General features: G+C 66.7%; 13 protein-coding genes. 5 read left to right on the top strand and 8 right to left on the bottom strand.

Annotated features, from left to right (window positions below; all coding sequences use genetic code 11):
• Window positions 1-129: 129 nt before the first annotated feature.
• Window positions 130-2,973: an FAD-binding and (Fe-S)-binding domain-containing protein gene (locus ACQPW1_RS48400; RefSeq protein ID WP_433660647.1), complete on the bottom strand. Its 2,844-nt coding sequence runs from the start codon at window positions 2,971-2,973 to the stop codon at window positions 130-132.
• 140 nt (window positions 2,974-3,113) lie between these two features.
• Between ACQPW1_RS48400 and ACQPW1_RS48395 the strand changes: the two genes are divergently transcribed.
• Window positions 3,114-4,994 carry an ABC transporter ATP-binding protein gene (locus ACQPW1_RS48395; protein ID WP_433660646.1) on the top strand — a complete coding sequence of 627 codons (1,881 nt, stop codon included), beginning with the start codon at window positions 3,114-3,116 and terminating at the stop codon, window positions 4,992-4,994.
• A gap of 236 nt (window positions 4,995-5,230) precedes the next feature.
• Here the strand turns inward: ACQPW1_RS48395 and ACQPW1_RS48390 are convergent, their stop codons facing one another.
• The 4 genes from ACQPW1_RS48390 to ACQPW1_RS48375 all read right to left on the bottom strand — a co-directional run bounded on the left by ACQPW1_RS48390 (window position 5,231) and on the right by ACQPW1_RS48375 (window position 7,354).
• Complete coding sequence (locus tag ACQPW1_RS48390) at window positions 5,231-5,641, bottom strand: alpha/beta hydrolase (RefSeq protein WP_433660645.1); 411 nt, start codon at window positions 5,639-5,641, stop codon at window positions 5,231-5,233.
• Complete coding sequence (locus ACQPW1_RS48385) at window positions 5,619-6,749, bottom strand: alpha/beta fold hydrolase (RefSeq protein ID WP_433660644.1); 1,131 nt, start codon at window positions 6,747-6,749, stop codon at window positions 5,619-5,621. The genes ACQPW1_RS48390 and ACQPW1_RS48385 overlap by 23 nt, the downstream gene beginning before the upstream one ends.
• A gap of 78 nt (window positions 6,750-6,827) precedes the next feature.
• Entirely contained in the window at window positions 6,828-7,034 is a 207-nt protein-coding gene (locus ACQPW1_RS48380) for a hypothetical protein (protein WP_433660643.1), read from the bottom strand.
• On the bottom strand, window positions 7,034-7,354 hold the full coding sequence (locus tag ACQPW1_RS48375) for a hypothetical protein (protein WP_433660642.1): 321 nt from the start codon (window positions 7,352-7,354) through the stop codon (window positions 7,034-7,036). Before ACQPW1_RS48375 ends, ACQPW1_RS48380 begins: the two co-directional genes overlap by 1 nt.
• Before the next feature lie 376 nt (window positions 7,355-7,730).
• Here ACQPW1_RS48375 and ACQPW1_RS48370 point away from each other — a divergent pair, with 376 nt between their 5' ends.
• From ACQPW1_RS48370 to ACQPW1_RS48360, 3 genes are all read left to right on the top strand, one after another.
• A complete protein-coding gene (locus ACQPW1_RS48370; RefSeq protein WP_433665565.1) occupies window positions 7,731-8,612 on the top strand; it encodes a helix-turn-helix domain-containing protein in 882 nt (293 codons plus the stop codon).
• Between the two features lie 99 nt (window positions 8,613-8,711).
• On the top strand, window positions 8,712-8,936 hold the full coding sequence (locus ACQPW1_RS48365) for a DUF397 domain-containing protein (RefSeq protein WP_433660641.1): 225 nt from the start codon (window positions 8,712-8,714) through the stop codon (window positions 8,934-8,936).
• A 79-nt stretch (window positions 8,937-9,015) separates the two neighbouring features.
• Window positions 9,016-9,213, top strand: a complete 198-nt coding sequence (locus ACQPW1_RS48360; protein WP_433660640.1) for a hypothetical protein — start codon at window positions 9,016-9,018, stop codon at window positions 9,211-9,213.
• 56 nt (window positions 9,214-9,269) lie between these two features.
• Here the strand turns inward: ACQPW1_RS48360 and ACQPW1_RS48355 are convergent, their stop codons facing one another.
• The 3 genes from ACQPW1_RS48355 to ACQPW1_RS48345 are packed head-to-tail and all read right to left on the bottom strand — an operon-like array spanning window position 9,270 to window position 12,820.
• Window positions 9,270-10,016, bottom strand: coding sequence for a succinate dehydrogenase/fumarate reductase iron-sulfur subunit (locus ACQPW1_RS48355; RefSeq protein ID WP_433660639.1), 747 nt, complete (start codon window positions 10,014-10,016; stop codon window positions 9,270-9,272).
• 2 nt (window positions 10,017-10,018) lie between these two features.
• Window positions 10,019-11,959 (bottom strand): fumarate reductase/succinate dehydrogenase flavoprotein subunit, encoded by a 1,941-nt coding sequence (locus tag ACQPW1_RS48350; RefSeq protein ID WP_433660638.1) that lies wholly within the window; start codon window positions 11,957-11,959, stop codon window positions 10,019-10,021.
• A 30-nt stretch (window positions 11,960-11,989) separates the two neighbouring features.
• A complete protein-coding gene (locus tag ACQPW1_RS48345; protein ID WP_433660637.1) occupies window positions 11,990-12,820 on the bottom strand; it encodes a hypothetical protein in 831 nt (276 codons plus the stop codon).
• A gap of 469 nt (window positions 12,821-13,289) precedes the next feature.
• On the opposite strand from ACQPW1_RS48345, the gene ACQPW1_RS48340 reads away from it, so the two are divergent.
• On the top strand, window positions 13,290-14,513 hold the full coding sequence (locus ACQPW1_RS48340) for an acetyl-CoA C-acyltransferase (RefSeq protein WP_433660636.1): 1,224 nt from the start codon (window positions 13,290-13,292) through the stop codon (window positions 14,511-14,513).
• The last annotated feature ends 45 nt before the right edge of the window (window positions 14,514-14,558 follow it).

The raw sequence follows: 14,558 nt of genomic DNA, 5'->3' as shown, positions 1-14,558 counted from the left end.
CTCAACGCCTGGGGCGGTGTTTCCGCAGGCAGTTCGGGTTATCAGATTCCACCCGGCACCCTGCCGTTCGGCAGCTGACCGATATCGCGCACTCGCCGTGACCGCCATCCCGGCGAGGGCGCGAAAGTCTCACTCCGCCACCAGGAATTGAGCCAGGTGACGGCTCTGGTGGCCGGCCAATTGGGCGGCCTGGGTCCGGCAGGAGAAGCCGTCCGCGAGGAAGATCGACTCGTCCCCGGCGGTACGCAGCGCGGGCAGCAGGCCGTTCTCGGCCACCGCGACCGAAATGCCGTAATGGTCTCGCTGCATTCCGAAGTTTCCCGCGAGACCACAACATCCGGTGACTTCAGTCACATTGATTCCCATTGTGGCTAATAGCTGGCGATCGGTCTCGAATCCGAGAATCGCGTGGTGGTGGCAATGCGGTTGAACCACCACTGTGCGGCCCGGCAATTGCGGCGGCTGCCAGTCCGGTTGTTCGGCCAGGAACTCGGCGAGCGTGCGCACCGCTCGTGCCGTTGCCGCCGCGCGTGGGTCGTCCGGCAGCAGCTCGGGCAGATCCGACCGCAGCACCGCGGTGCAGGACGGTTCCAGTCCGAGCACGATGCCGCCGCCGCGCACGTGCTTGTCCACCGCGTCCAGCGTGGCGCGCAACCGCGCGCGGGCACCGTCCAGCTGACCGGTGCTGATCCAGGTGAGCCCGCAGCACACCCGGCGCGCGGGAATGCGCACCCGGTAGCCGAGTGACTGCACCAATTGCGCCGCGGCTAGGGCTATCTCGGGATCGAAGGCGTCGGTGAAGGTGTCGACCCACAGCATTACCGCGGGTCGATCCGCGCTGTCTTCCGGTGTGGTGGTTGAACTCTGGGTCGCGTCGGGTCCGCCCGGTCGCGTCGCCGATGCCGGGACAACTCCGCCCAGGTCGCGCCACATTCGGCGAAAGCTACGGTCCGCCAGCCGTGGCACTTCGCGGCGCGGATCAATGCCCGCCGCGCGCAACCCGATTCGGTGCAGCGCGGCGTTGTTCGCCAGTGCATTGGCGGCGCGCGGCATACGGGTCGCCAGCGCCAGCCAGCGCGGCAACCAGCCGAGCGAGTAGTGATCGAGCGGCCGCAGCCGGTGCCGATACCGGCGGTACAGGGCTTCGGCCTTGTAGGTGGCCACATCGACACCCGCCGGGCAGTCGGAGCGACATGCCTTGCAGGACAGGCACAGATCGAGCGACTCGGCGACCGCCTCGGACGACCAGGGCAGCGCGCCGCGGACCACCTCCTGCAACACCCTGGCCCGGCCGCGAGTGCTGTCCTTCTCGTCCTTGGTGGCCAGGTAGGACGGGCACATGAAACCACCGGCGGCGCGCGTATCGGCACGGCACTTGCCGACACCGACGCAGCGGTGCACCGCCGTGCTCAGATCGCCGTGGTCATGCGGAAAGGCGAAGCCGCCCGAGGCGGGTACCAGCGGCAACCCGACCAGGCGCAGGTCAGCGTCGATCGGTCGCGGCTCGACCAGCACGCCGGGATTCAACACATCGGCGGGATCGAAAAGGGCTTTGTAACCGGCGAATACGTCGAGCACCGACCGGGAATACATGACCGAGAGCAACTCCGAGCGGGCCCGTCCGTCGCCGTGCTCGCCGGACAGCGAACCACCTTGCCGCACAACCAGTTCGGCGGCATCGAACAGGAAGCGCCGAAAGCGTTGCGGGGCATCGGCGATCGGCAGATCGAGCCGCACGTGGATGCAGCCGTCGCCTATGTGGCCGTACAACAGGCCATCCACGCCGTGCTCGTGCGTCAGGTCGGCGAAATCGCGCAGGTAGGCGCCGAGCCGCTCCGGCGGCACCGCCGCGTCCTCCCAGCCGGGCCAGGCCGGCTGCCCGTCCGGCGTGCGTCCGGCCAACCCGGCGCCGTCCGCGCGGATGTGCCAGAGTGCGGCCGCCGCAGCGGGATCGGCGACGATGCGGGAGTCCAGCGCGTCGACCGACCGGCGCAATTGTTCGGCGACGGCCAGCGCCTCGGCAGGTGTGTCGCCCGCGGTCTCCACGAACAACCAGCCGCCGCCGCGTGGCAGTTCGGGGACGGTGCCGCGGTGGGCGCGGACCGCGTCGACGAGCCGCGCGTCGATGCCCTCGACCGCGGTTGGTTTGCACGCCATCACCGCGGCGACATTGTCGGCGGCGGTGGCGATATCGGGGTAGCCGAGCACGGTCAGCACCGCGGCCTTCGGCAGTGCGACCAGCTCGACCGTCGCGTCGAGCAGCAAACCGCAGGTGCCTTCTGACCCGACGAAGGCCTTCGCCACGGCCGAACCACGTTCGGGGAGTAGATGTTCGAGCCCATAACCCGAGGCCTGGCGTTCGAAGCGGCCCAGATCGGTGCGCAGTACCGCGAGATTCGCCCTGGTGAACTCGGCGAGGCCCGGCAGCACCGACAGATCGTTGGCGAGTGTCCGCTCGACGCCCGTCCCGTCGAGAATCCGCAGTTCCCGCACCGTGTCCGAGGTGCGACCCCAGGCGACCGCGCGCGGACCGCAGGCGTTGTTGCCGATCATGCCGCCGAGGGTGCACCGGTTCTGTGTCGACGGATCCGGCCCGAATCGCAGCCCGTACGGCCGAGCCGCGCGCTGCAATTCCGACAGCACGACGCCGGGTTGCACCCGAGCGACCCGAGCCTGCGGATCCACTTCCAGGATCTGATTCATGTGCCTGCTGAAGTCCAGCACCAGACCGGGCCCGATCGCATTGCCCGCTACCGAGGTCCCGCCGCCACGCGCGGTCACCGACAACCCGTTGTCCTTGGCGAATTCCAGCGCGACCGCCACATCGGCGTCCGTGCGGGGAAAGACGACGGCCCGCGGCGGCACTCGATAGTTGGAGGCGTCCGACGAATACTCCGCCCGTCGGCGTTCGGACGCGTCGACTTCACCGTCGAGTTTGCCGCCCAGCGCCTCCACCACCCGGTCCTCGGTCATCTGGCCAGCCTAAGCGCGTGTCCGGAAGTTTCGCTGTGCGCGGAATCGGGAATCGGCGGAATCGACTTGCTCTCAACCTTTGTTGAGGTCTTAGTGTCAGTGCCGAGGGCTTTGATGGTGGGGAGCGAGAGGAAGTAAACGTGAGCATCGAATCGGTGGCCTGGAGCCAGATATACCGGCGGGCCAACGCGCCACAGGAGCAGCGGCAGTTCAGCCTGGCCACCGCGCGGCGCATTCTCCGGTTCGCGGCGCCACACCGGCGCCGGATCGGCGTGTTCCTGCTGTTCAGCGTCATCTCGGCGTTGCTGGCGGTGGCCACACCCGTGCTGGCGGGCCGGGTGGTCAACAACATCGTCGGCGGTGCGGCACCACGGGTCGTGGTCAACCTCGCGCTGATCATCGCGGTGCTGGCGGTCTTCGATGCCGCGCTCGGATTGGTCATCCGCTGGCTGTCCTCGCGCATCGGTGAGGGCCTGATCCTGGACCTGCGCACCGCCGTCTTCGATCACGTGCAGAAGATGCCGATCGCCTTCTTCACCAGGACCCGCACCGGCGCGCTGGTCAGCCGGTTGAACAACGACGTGATCGGCGCCCAGCGCGCGTTCAGCGACACCCTGTCCGGCGTGGTCGCCAACCTGGTCACCCTCGCGCTCACACTCGGCGTGATGCTCAGCATCTCCTGGCAGATCACCCTGATCGCGCTGGTCCTACTCCCGGTGTTCGTGCTGCCCGCCCGGCGGATGGGCAATCGACTGGCAGATATGCAGCGCGAGGCAGCCAAGTTGAACGCCGCCATGAGCACCCAGATGACCGAGCGCTTCTCCGCACCCGGCGCGACGCTGGTGAAGCTCTTCGGCCGCCCGCAGCAGGAATCCGGCGAGTTCGAGCTGCGCGCCCGCCGGGTGCGCGACATCGGCGTGCGCACCTCGATGCTGCAGACCGTGTTCGTCACCTCACTCACCCTGGTCTCGGCGCTGGCGATCGCCCTCGTCTACGGATTCGGCGGCTGGTACGCGCTGCGCGGACAGCTGGACGCGGGCGCCGTGGTGGCCCTGTCGCTGCTGCTGACCAGGCTCTACACGCCGCTCACCGCGCTGGCCAGCGCCCGGATGGAGGTCATGGCCGCACTGGTGAGCTTCGAGCGGGTCTTCGAGGTGCTCGACCTGAAGCCGTTGATCGAGGACGCGCCCGGCGCGGTGACGGTGCCGGACGGGCCGGTCGCGGTCGAACTGGACAACGTGACCTTCGGCTACCCGTCCGCCGACAAGGTGTCCCTTGCTTCACTGGAGGACGTCGCGACCCTGGACACCCGCGGCGGCGTCGACGTGCTGCACAATGTGTCGCTACGCGCCGAACCCGGCCAGCTCATCGCGCTCGTCGGTTCGTCGGGCGCCGGTAAATCCACCGTCGCCCAGCTGGTTTCCCGGCTGTACGACGTGGACGGCGGCGCGGTCCGGCTGAACGGGACCGATGTGCGCGAGCTGACCACCCAGTCGATCAGGGAGACCGTCGGCCTGGTCACCCAGGACGGGCACCTGTTCCACGAGACCATCCGGGCGAACCTGCTGCTCGCCCGCCCGGAGGCGCAGGAGGCGGAACTGTGGGACGCGTTGCAGCGGGCCCGGTTACGTGACCTGGTCGAATCGCTGTCGGACGGCCTGGACACCGTGGTCGGCGAGCGCGGCTACCGCCTCTCCGGCGGCGAACGCCAGCGCCTCACCATCGCCCGCCTGCTGCTCAAGCAGCCGCGCGTGGTGATCCTGGACGAGGCAACGGCATCGCTGGACTCGACCTCGGAAGCCGCAGTGCAGGAAGCGCTTTCCGAAGCGCTGGTCGGCCGGACCGCCCTGGTCATCGCGCATCGGCTGTCCACGATTCGCGCGGCCGACCAGATCCTGGTGATGGAGGACGGCCGAATCGTGGAGCGCGGCACGCACACTCAGCTTTTGGCAGCCGAGGGCCGCTACGCCGAGCTGTACCGCACCCAGTTCGCCGACGAACCGGCGACGGCAGCCGCCTGACCGACGACCCAATCGCTGAGCGTGGCAAGCGCACTCAGCGATTGGGCCGTCGACGGCTGTCACGTGGAGTTATGCCGCACCCGATTCGCGGATGAACCAGTATCCGTCGCCACGTGCTGAACTCGCACGGCATCCGTCTGGATCACTGAATTGCTATACGGCGGAAACGGACCCGACACGAACGACGCGAAATTCCGTGCCGCACAGGAACTCGCGGCAACGAATGCACCGCGATGCTACGGACTCGGCTGATCCGCATAACAGGTCGTGTCCTCAGCAGGCAGCGTCCCGTCGCCGAAGTAGGTGTTGATCGCATCGTTCACATACCCACTGAGCCCCGGCCGAAACGTCATGTGAATACGCACATCCTGCAACGTGACCAACCGCGACCCGGACATGTCCTGATGCAACCGAACCGCAGGCCCGTACGGAGTCCGCGGATCCCCGGTCGAATTCAGGATCAGCGCGGGCACCGCATTGCGCACCACGGTCGCCGGTTCCACCGGCCCCGCCCAGAACGCGCACGGCTGAATGTTGCTCGCCAACGCCCCGAACACCGGTTGCGTCGCCCGGGTCTCTTCGATGTTGCGCCAGTACCAGCCCGGATCCCGCGGCACTCCGACGTCACCGCAGGCGATCTGCGCCAACTTCGAGTCCTCGCCGTCCCGCAACGATTCCACGATGGCTTTGAGCCAAGGCGCGCGCCGTCGTCGGCGGCCCACCCGCCGCATCGGCCAGCTCCCGCACCACAGCGGCCAGTTTCTCATTCAGCCGGAAGTTCATCAGCATCCCGTGCAGCACGAACGGCAGCCAGTGATCGTCGATCGCGAAACCGTCGACCACGATCGGCTGCCACGCCACACTGCGTACGAGGCTCTCCACCGTGGCCCGCACCTGCTGCGGCGTCGCGCCGAGCCGGTAGGTGTCGTCCTTCGGCGCGACCCACGTCGCCCAGTCGTCCAGCGCGCGCTCGTTCGCCGGACCCCAATCCTGTACCAGGCCTTCCCAATACCGGTCCGGATCGATCGCGCTGTCCAGCACGATCCGCCCGCTGCGGTCCGGGAACATCTGCGTGAACACCGCGCCGAGATAGGTGCCGTAGGACAACCCGAAGTAGTCGATCGTCTGCTCGCCGAGCACACCGCGCACGACGTCCATGTCCCTGGCGGTATTGCGAGTGGTGAACTGCCGCATCGCCTCCGGGTCATGGATCAGACAGCCCGCGGCCATGCCCGCCGACTGCACGGTGTCGTGCACGAAGCCGAGCGGATCCAGACCGGCCGAGCGGATCATCTCGCCGACCGGCCAGCCGCAGCGCGGGCTCTTGCCCGACTCGCCGACCCCGCGCGGATCCATCCCGATCAGGTCGTGCGTCGCCATTACCTCCGGCGTGAGCACATCGCCGAGCAGATCGATACTGTCCAGTCCTTCGCCGCCGGGCCCGCCCGGGTTGGCCAGCAAAATCCCCTGGCGCCGAGCGGGATCGGTGGCTTTGACCCGCGATATCGCCACGGTCATCGTCCGGCCGTCCAGCCGCCCGTAGTCGAGCGGCACCAGCACGTCGGCGCACTCGCCGCCGGCCTTGTCCAGATTCGCGATGTCGCAGGGATGCCATTGCAGCTGCTGGCCGTAGAACCGGTCCATGCCGACCGGGCGTGCATCGTCTGCCGGTGCGGCATTGCTGTACACAGGCACGGCGGCGAGCACCGAAACCGCAACCACCGCCACCGACCGCCGGAACACCCGCACCAACACCAGACTCGCCTCTCACGTACCTCGTCGCGCAGAGAACGGTAGCGGATCGGCCCGGTTTCGGTCAGCTGTGGTGCGCGCTCAGGACGGCAGCGCGCGCTCGTCGAGCACGCATTTCCCCGCCTCGACCAGCGTCGCCCGCGCGCGACGCCGCACCCGGCACCGGTCGACGGTGCAATCGAGGTGCAACTGCATGGCCGCATGGGCCTGCTCGACAGTCAGCACGCCGGGGTCGGCGCCGCAGGCCAGCATGGCGGCCACGTGCATATTCAGATTGGTGAGCTGCATCAGGCGACCTCCGCCGGGTGCGCGCCGAGGCTCCATCGATGTCGGGTCGGATCAGGACGTTCCTCCGGCCAGGAGGATTGCCGCACCGCCATGCCGACCGCCTCCAGCGCGGTCAGGCCGACCTCGTCGGCGAGCTCGCCGACCAGATCGAGCAGCGACGGCACCACCTCGGCAACCCGCAGCGCGGCAACGGCTTGCGCGCACGTCAGGGTGCGGCCGGGCAGGTAGGAAACCACCCAGCTCCCGTGTCCGACACTGCGCGCGCGATGCGCGGTGAGATCGCTGGTCATCAAGGACGACGCAATGACATGTACAGCCATGACTCCTCGTTCCTGCGGGCGACTCCTGCTGAGTGCCCGGAGATTCCGAGGCGGGACGCCGGGGAGGGCGTTCGATCCGTCCGGGCATACTTCCAGCACACCATTGACGGGTGCACGAAACAACGCCCGCGATGGATATCCAAAGATTTCGCGCGAATTCCCAGCACGAAAACCAGCCGGGAGGGGAGGATTCTCCATAGTGGACGAAAGAGCCCGCTGCCCAAGCGAAGTGACGGGGAACCGAGCTTGCTGGTTGCCCCCGGAAAATCACGGGTGAGCAGCCGAACACAGAACGGAGCGTGCTGTGTCAGCGAGTTCGGCAAGAGCGTCAACGAGTTCGGAGCGAGCGCCGGGCGGGTTCGACAAACCGTCCGGTATCGAGAGCGCTTCCTCCACCCTACCGCGCAGGCAGCTAGGCCGGTATCTGCGCGACTGGCGCACCCAGGCGGGACTCACCATCGCCGAGGCCTCGCGCCTGATGGAGTGGGGCGCAAGCACTTTGCAGCGCCTGGAGAAGGGGCAGGCCGATCGCATCCGCACCATCGACATCCAGGAACTGTGCCGCATCTACGGCATCCACGAGCAGCTGGCCGACGGCCTCAAGGGCCTGGCCCAGCAGGCGGCGGTGAAGAGCTGGTGGCACGCCTACGGCGACCTGATCCCCGAAAACTTCGATGTCTACGTGGGTTTGGAGGCATCGGCCCAGCAACTCAGTTCCTACCAATCGGAACTGGTGCTCGGTCTGCTGCAGACCGCGGACTACGCCAGGGCTCTGCATCGTCTCGGCTATCCGGACGATTCGGAGAGCGAGCTGGAGCGCCGCGTGCAGCTGCGGTTGCAGCGGCAGGCATTGATCACCAGGAAAGCCTCCCCCGCAAAGGTTGCCGTGGTGTTGCACGAATCGGTGCTGCGCCGCGTGGTCGGTGGCGTGAAAGTGATGGCGGCACAGCTACGACATCTCGCCGATTTGAGCACCAGTGACAATGTCTCGGTGCGCATTCTGCCGTTCGCGGCAGGGATTCCGCTCGGGGATTCCACCGGACCGTTCACCGTGCTGGAGTTCGGCACCGATGGCAAGGGACATCCCGTTGAGCCGCCGGTGGTGTACGTGGAGGGCTTTACCGGGGATCTCTATCTCGAAAGACCGGTGGATGTGCAGCGGTACCATCGGGCGCACGAGTCCCTCCAGCGCGCCGCACTGGATATCCAGACCAGTCGGCAGCTACTCCGGCAGGTGGCGAAAGAGTTCGCGGTGTGAGTATCGATCTTTTTGGGGCGCAGTAGTTTACGTTCACAGCCGGGGTAATGAACGAAGAATTCATCCGTTCGTCACCCCGGCTCCAACGAAGGAGTTGTCGTGAGCATCAATAACGGCGCGAATGTAGATCTCGCCGGCGCGACCTGGCGCAAGGCGGGCGAGGGCGAAGGCAAGGACAGCGTCGAGGTGGCCCTGCTCGCGGACGGTCACATCGGCCTGCGCGACGGCAAGAACCCCGACGGCCCGGTGCTGGTCTTCACCCCCGCCGAGTGGGCCGCGTTCACCGCGGGAGTGCACGACGGCGAGTTCGACCGCCCCGAGTAGCTGACCAAAGCCCGGCCGCGTCAGCGCGCCGGGCTCAGCTTAAGTTTCGCTTGGATAACAATCGGGTAGACCACTCTTTGTGGACCGTGGGCTCAAAGGTTCCCACTCCCGGTACAAGAAATTGCGACCTGGGGATTGGGTCGAATGGCTGATCGTCGCGTTGCTGTTTGCCGTGACGGCCGTCGGCCTGTTCATCCTCACCGGCTCGCTGGTGTCGTCGCTGTTTATCGGTGTGCTTGTCGGCGTTGTTGCCGTCGGCGTGGTGGCCATGCTGTAAATGGGTATGCCCTCCGGTCAGGCCGGAGGGCATATTGTCAGCGCTGAAATAGCCGGTCAGCGACGAAACAGCTTGTTACCCAACCACACCAGCGGATCGTACTTATGATCCGCCACGCGCTCCTTCATCGGAATCAACGCATTGTCGGTGATCTTGATGTGTTCCGGGCAGACCTCGGTGCAGCACTTGGTGATGTTGCAGAGCCCGAGCCCCTGCTCGTCCTGGGCCAGGTCGCGCCGATCGCCGACGTCCAGCGGATGCATCTCCAGCTCCGCGATCCGCATCAGGAACCGCGGCCCGGCGAACGAGGTCTTGTTCTCCTCGTGGTCACGCACCACGTGACAGGTGTCCTGACACAGGAAGCATTCGATGCACTTGCGGAACTCCTGCGAGCGCTCGACATCGACCTGCTTCATCCGGTAGTCACCCGGCTTGAGATCGGCCGGCGGCGTGAACGACGGGATCTCCCTGGCCTTCTGGTAGTTGAAGGACACGTCGGTGACCAAGTCCTTGATGACCGGGAAGGTGCGCATCGGGGTCACCGTGATGACATCGGCCTCGGTGAAGGTGGACATCCGGGTCATGCACAGCAAGCGCGGCCGCCCGTTCACCTCGGCCGAGCAGGAACCGCACTTGCCTGCCTTGCAGTTCCAGCGCACCGCGAGATCGGGCGCCTGGGTGGCCTGCAGCCGGTGGATGATGTCGAGCACCACCTCGCCCTCGTTCACCGCGACGGTGAAGTCGTGCAGCTCACCGCCGTCGAGGTCGCCGCGCCACACGCGGAATTTGGCGTCGTAACCCATCGCTACGCCTTTCCCTCTGTCGATTGCCCGGCCGTCGCCGGATGCCCGGCGGTTTCGCCCGGGGTGTAGTACTTCTCCAGCTCGCTGAGGTCGAACAGGGCGAGCAGCTCCGGCCGCATCGGGGTCTGATCCTTGGGCGTCACAGTGACATCGGGGATCGTCTCCCCCGCCGTGTTCGGATCCACCGAGCAGACCAGCAGCTTGTTGCGCCAGCCGGGATCCATCGATGGGTGATCGTCGCGGGTGTGCCCGCCGCGACTCTCGGTGCGCAGCAACGCCGCCTTCGCGACGCACTCGCTGACCAGCAGCATGTTCTCCAGGTCCAGCGCGAGGTGCCAGCCCGGGTTGAACTGCCGGTGCCCCTCGACGGTGACCTGCTTGAACCGGGCGCGAAGCTGGTCGAGCTTGGTCAGCGCCTCCTGCACCTCGTGCTCCTTGCGGATGATGCCGACCAAGTCGTTCATCGTCTGCTGCAGGTCGGTGTGCAGGGTGTACGGGTTCTCGCCCGCGCCCTCGGTGGGCGGATCGAACGGCGCGAGTGCGACTTTCGCGGCCGCGGTGATGTCGGCGTCGGTGATCGTCGGCCGTTCGCCGAGCTGCTCGACATACGCGGCGGCGCCGAGCCCGGCCCGGCGGCCGAACACCAGCAGGTCCGACAGCGAGTTGCCGCCGAGCCGGTTGGAGCCGTGCATGCCGCCGGAACACTCACCCGCGGCGAACAAACCGGGCACCGTCGCCGCCCCGGTATCGGGATCGACCTCGACACCACCCATCACGTAGTGACAGGTGGGCCCGACCTCCATTGGCTCCGCCGTGATGTCCACGTCCGCAAGCTCTTTGAACTGGTGGTGCATGGACGGCAGGCGGCGCTTGATCTCGTCGGCGGGCATCCGTGAGGCGATATCGAGGAAGACGCCGCCGTGCGGAGTTCCGCGACCGGCCTTGACCTCCTCGTTGATCGCGCGCGCGACCTCGTCCCGCGGCAGCAGATCGGGGGTGCGGCGCGCGGAGTCGTTGTCGCGCAACCACTGATCGGCCTCCTCCTCGGTCTCGGCGTACTGCCCCTTGAAGACCGGCGGGATGTAGTCGAACATGAACCGCTTGCCGTCGGTGTTCTTCAAGACGCCGCCGTCGCCGCGCACACCCTCGGTGACCAGGATGCCCTTGACGCTGGGCGGCCAGACCATGCCGGTCGGGTGGAACTGCAGGAACTCCATGTTGATCAGCGTCGCCCCGGCGCGCAGCGCGAGCGCGTGGCCGTCGCCGGTGTACTCCCACGAATTCGAGGTCACCTTGTACGATTTGCCGATGCCGCCGGTCGCCAAAACCACTGCGGGCGTTTCGAACAGGATGAATCGGCCGGATTCACGCCAGTAGCCGAACGCGCCGGAAATCCGGTCGCCGTCCTTCAGCAGTTCGGTGATGGTGCATTCGGAGAAGACCTTGATGCGCGACTCGTAATCACCGGTCGCCGCGAAATCCTCCTGCTGCAGCGAAACGATCTTCTGCTGCATGGTGCGGATGATTTCCAGGCCGGTGCGGTCACCGACGTGCGCGAGCCGCGGGTAGGTGTGGCCGCCGAAGTTGCGCTGGCTGATCCGACCGTCGGCGGTCCGATCGAACAGTGCCCCATAGGTTTCCAGCTCCCACACCCGGTCGGGTGCCTCCTGGGCATGCAGTTCGGCCATGCGCCAGTTGTTCAGGAACTTGCCACCACGCATCGTGTCCTTGAAATGCGTTTGCCAGTTGTCCTTTTCGTTGGCATTGCCCATCGACGCGGCGCAGCCGCCTTCGGCCATCACGGTGTGCGCCTTGCCGAACAAGGATTTGCACACCACCGCGACGGAATGGCCGTGTTCTCTGGCCTCGATCACCGCGCGCAATCCTGCGCCACCGGCCCCGATGACGACGACGTCGTACTTGTGCCGTTCCACTTCTGGCATGGCCGCGAATACTCCTGGGGTTGGGGCGGATCAGTTGATGAACCGCAAGTCCGAAATCGTCTTGCTGGCAACCAACATGACGTAGAAGTCGGTCAGCACGAGGGTGCCGAGGGTGGTCCAGGCCAGTGCCATATGCCGGGTGTTCAGTTTGGAGACCTGGGTCCAGAACCAGTAGCGCACCGGATGGGCGGAGAAGTGCTTGAGCCGCCCGCCCGCGATGTGCCTGCAGGAATGGCAGGACAGCGTGTACGCCCACAGCAGGATCACGTTCAGCCACAGCACGAAGTTGCCGAGGCCGAGACCGAAGCCGCCGTCCTTGCCGTGGAACGCGACGATCGCGTCGTAGGTGTTGATCACCGAAACCACAATGGCCACATAGAAGAAGTAGCGGTGCGCGTTCTGGATGATCAGCGGCAGCCTGGTCTCGCCGGTGTACTTGGCGTGCGGCTCGGCGACCGCGCAGGCAGGCGGGGAGAACCACACGGCCCGGTAGTAGGCCTTGCGGTAGTAGTAGCAGGTCAGCCGGAAGCCGAGCAGGAACGGCAGCACCACGAAGCCGAGCGGAATGATCGTGGGCAGATCGCCGAACGGCGTGCCGAAATGGCTGGCGCCCTCGACACACGAGGTGCTCAGGCACGGCGAGTAGAACGGCGTCAGGTAGTGGTAGTCCGGAACCCAATATGCCGTTCGCACATAGGATCTGATCGTCGCGTAGATAACGAACGCGCCGAGCCCGAGCACCGTGACCAGTGGTGGAACCCACCATCGGTCGGTGCGCAGCGTGCGTTCGGAGATTCGGGCCCTGGTCTTGCTGAAGACACCGGTCCCCGTTTCCGGGTTGGTGGTCGGTGCGGCACTCACGACCGCGCCTCGCTAACGCTCGGCACCGTCGTGAATGCCGTGGGCGCTGTGTTTTTGGTTCGATCGCTGCGCTCACTCACAGGTGGATGCCTCGCTGATCTGCTGTGCGGTTGGTCATCGATACCTCCGCAAATCGAATGTGATGCCCAGCACCATACGACACGCCCGCTATCGCTCGAGCGGGGTCCCGGTATTCCAGACCCGCCCGGATGCCCGTGATTTGCGCCACATCGGATGTCACTTCATCAGCCGCGGTTGAGCGGTGAACGGACCGCAAACTCTTCGAACTCGACTAAAACAGAACAGCATTCGAGGCCTGTCCGGCTAAATGAAACCTGAAGTCGAAATACCGACGCGCCGGTTGTCACACGGAGGCAACATATTTGTGGTCCTCTTTCCTCGAGATGTACCCGCTGACGTGCGTTGATTCCGCGTCGCGCCGGACTTGGCCGGGGGAAGGAGCACCAAGATGAGAAGAGCCGCGATAGTTGCGCCGGTGCGGACGCCGAGTGGTATTGAGGGGGGTGCGCTGTCCGGAATGCCGCCGGAATGGATGGCTTCGACGGTGCTGTCCGCGGTGATCGAACGTTCCGGGATCGACCCGATGCGCATCGAGGACGTCGCGATGGCGTGTATCGACGGGGGTCTGGCTACCGGCCCGGAGTTGAGCAGGCTTGCCGCGCGCGGCGCGGGTCTACCGTTCGCCGTTCCCGGATTCCTGACCGATCGCCGCTGCGGCAGCGGCCTGCAGGCGGTGATCACCGCGGCCATGATGGTGCAGACCGGTGCCGCCGACGTGGTGGTGGCCGGTGGCGTGGAGTGCGCCGCGGATGCCGTTGCCTGCCATGGCGAATCGGCCAGCACGTCCGATCTGATGAACGCCGAGGACCTGGCCCGCTACTACGGCATCAGCCGGATCGAAGCCGACGAGTTCGCGGTGGCCAGCCATCGCAAGGCCGCGCGCGCCTGGCGGCAGGGCACTTTCGCCGCCGAGGTGATTCCGGTCGGCGTGGTGGATGAGCCGGGTTGGGCCGACCCGGGGCTCGAAGGCACCGGGGGACATCGCATTCTGCGTGATGAAGGCGTGCGTGACGATGTCTCCACGTACACCTTGGCCGCGCTGCGTCCGCTGCTCGCGAACGGCGTGGTCACCGCGGGCAACATGAGCGCCCATCGGCACGGCGCGTCCGCGTGTCTCGTTGTCGCCGAGGACCGCCTGGTCGATCTCGACCTGACCCCGATGGCGTATCTGGTCGGCTGGGCCGCGGCCGGATGTGATTCGGAGACAGCGACTCTCGGCGCGGCGCCAGCCGTTGCCAAGCTGCTCGGCCGGACCGGGGTCGCGTTGGACGAGATCGATCTGGTCGAGGTGAACGAGGGTTTCGCGGTGGAAGTGCTTGCGCTGGCCCGGGAATGGGATCTCGATCCGCGCGACCGGCTCAATGTGAACGGCTCGGCCATCGCGCTCGGTCATCCCGTCGGCGCCACCGGTCTGCGGATCATGACTACGATGCTGCACGAACTCGCCCGCACCGGCGGCAATTACGGCCTGGAGGCGATCGCCCTCGGCCATGACCACGGCATCGCGGCACTGTTCGAATCGGCCGGGTCCGCCCCGATCGTCGAGACGCCGCGCGGCGCCCGGTTCCACGGGGCCCGTCCGGCCCGCCGGTTCGGCCGCCACCGCGCCTGATCGCGCAGCGGGCAAGCACAGCACTTCGCGGGCCTACCGGCACGG

The sequence above is a fragment of the Nocardia sp. CA-128927 genome, from assembly GCF_050955855.1.
Taxonomy (GTDB): domain Bacteria; phylum Actinomycetota; class Actinomycetes; order Mycobacteriales; family Mycobacteriaceae; genus Nocardia.
The sequence above is the reverse complement of the archived record's forward strand: the minus strand, read 5'-3'. Positions and strand labels throughout refer to the sequence as shown.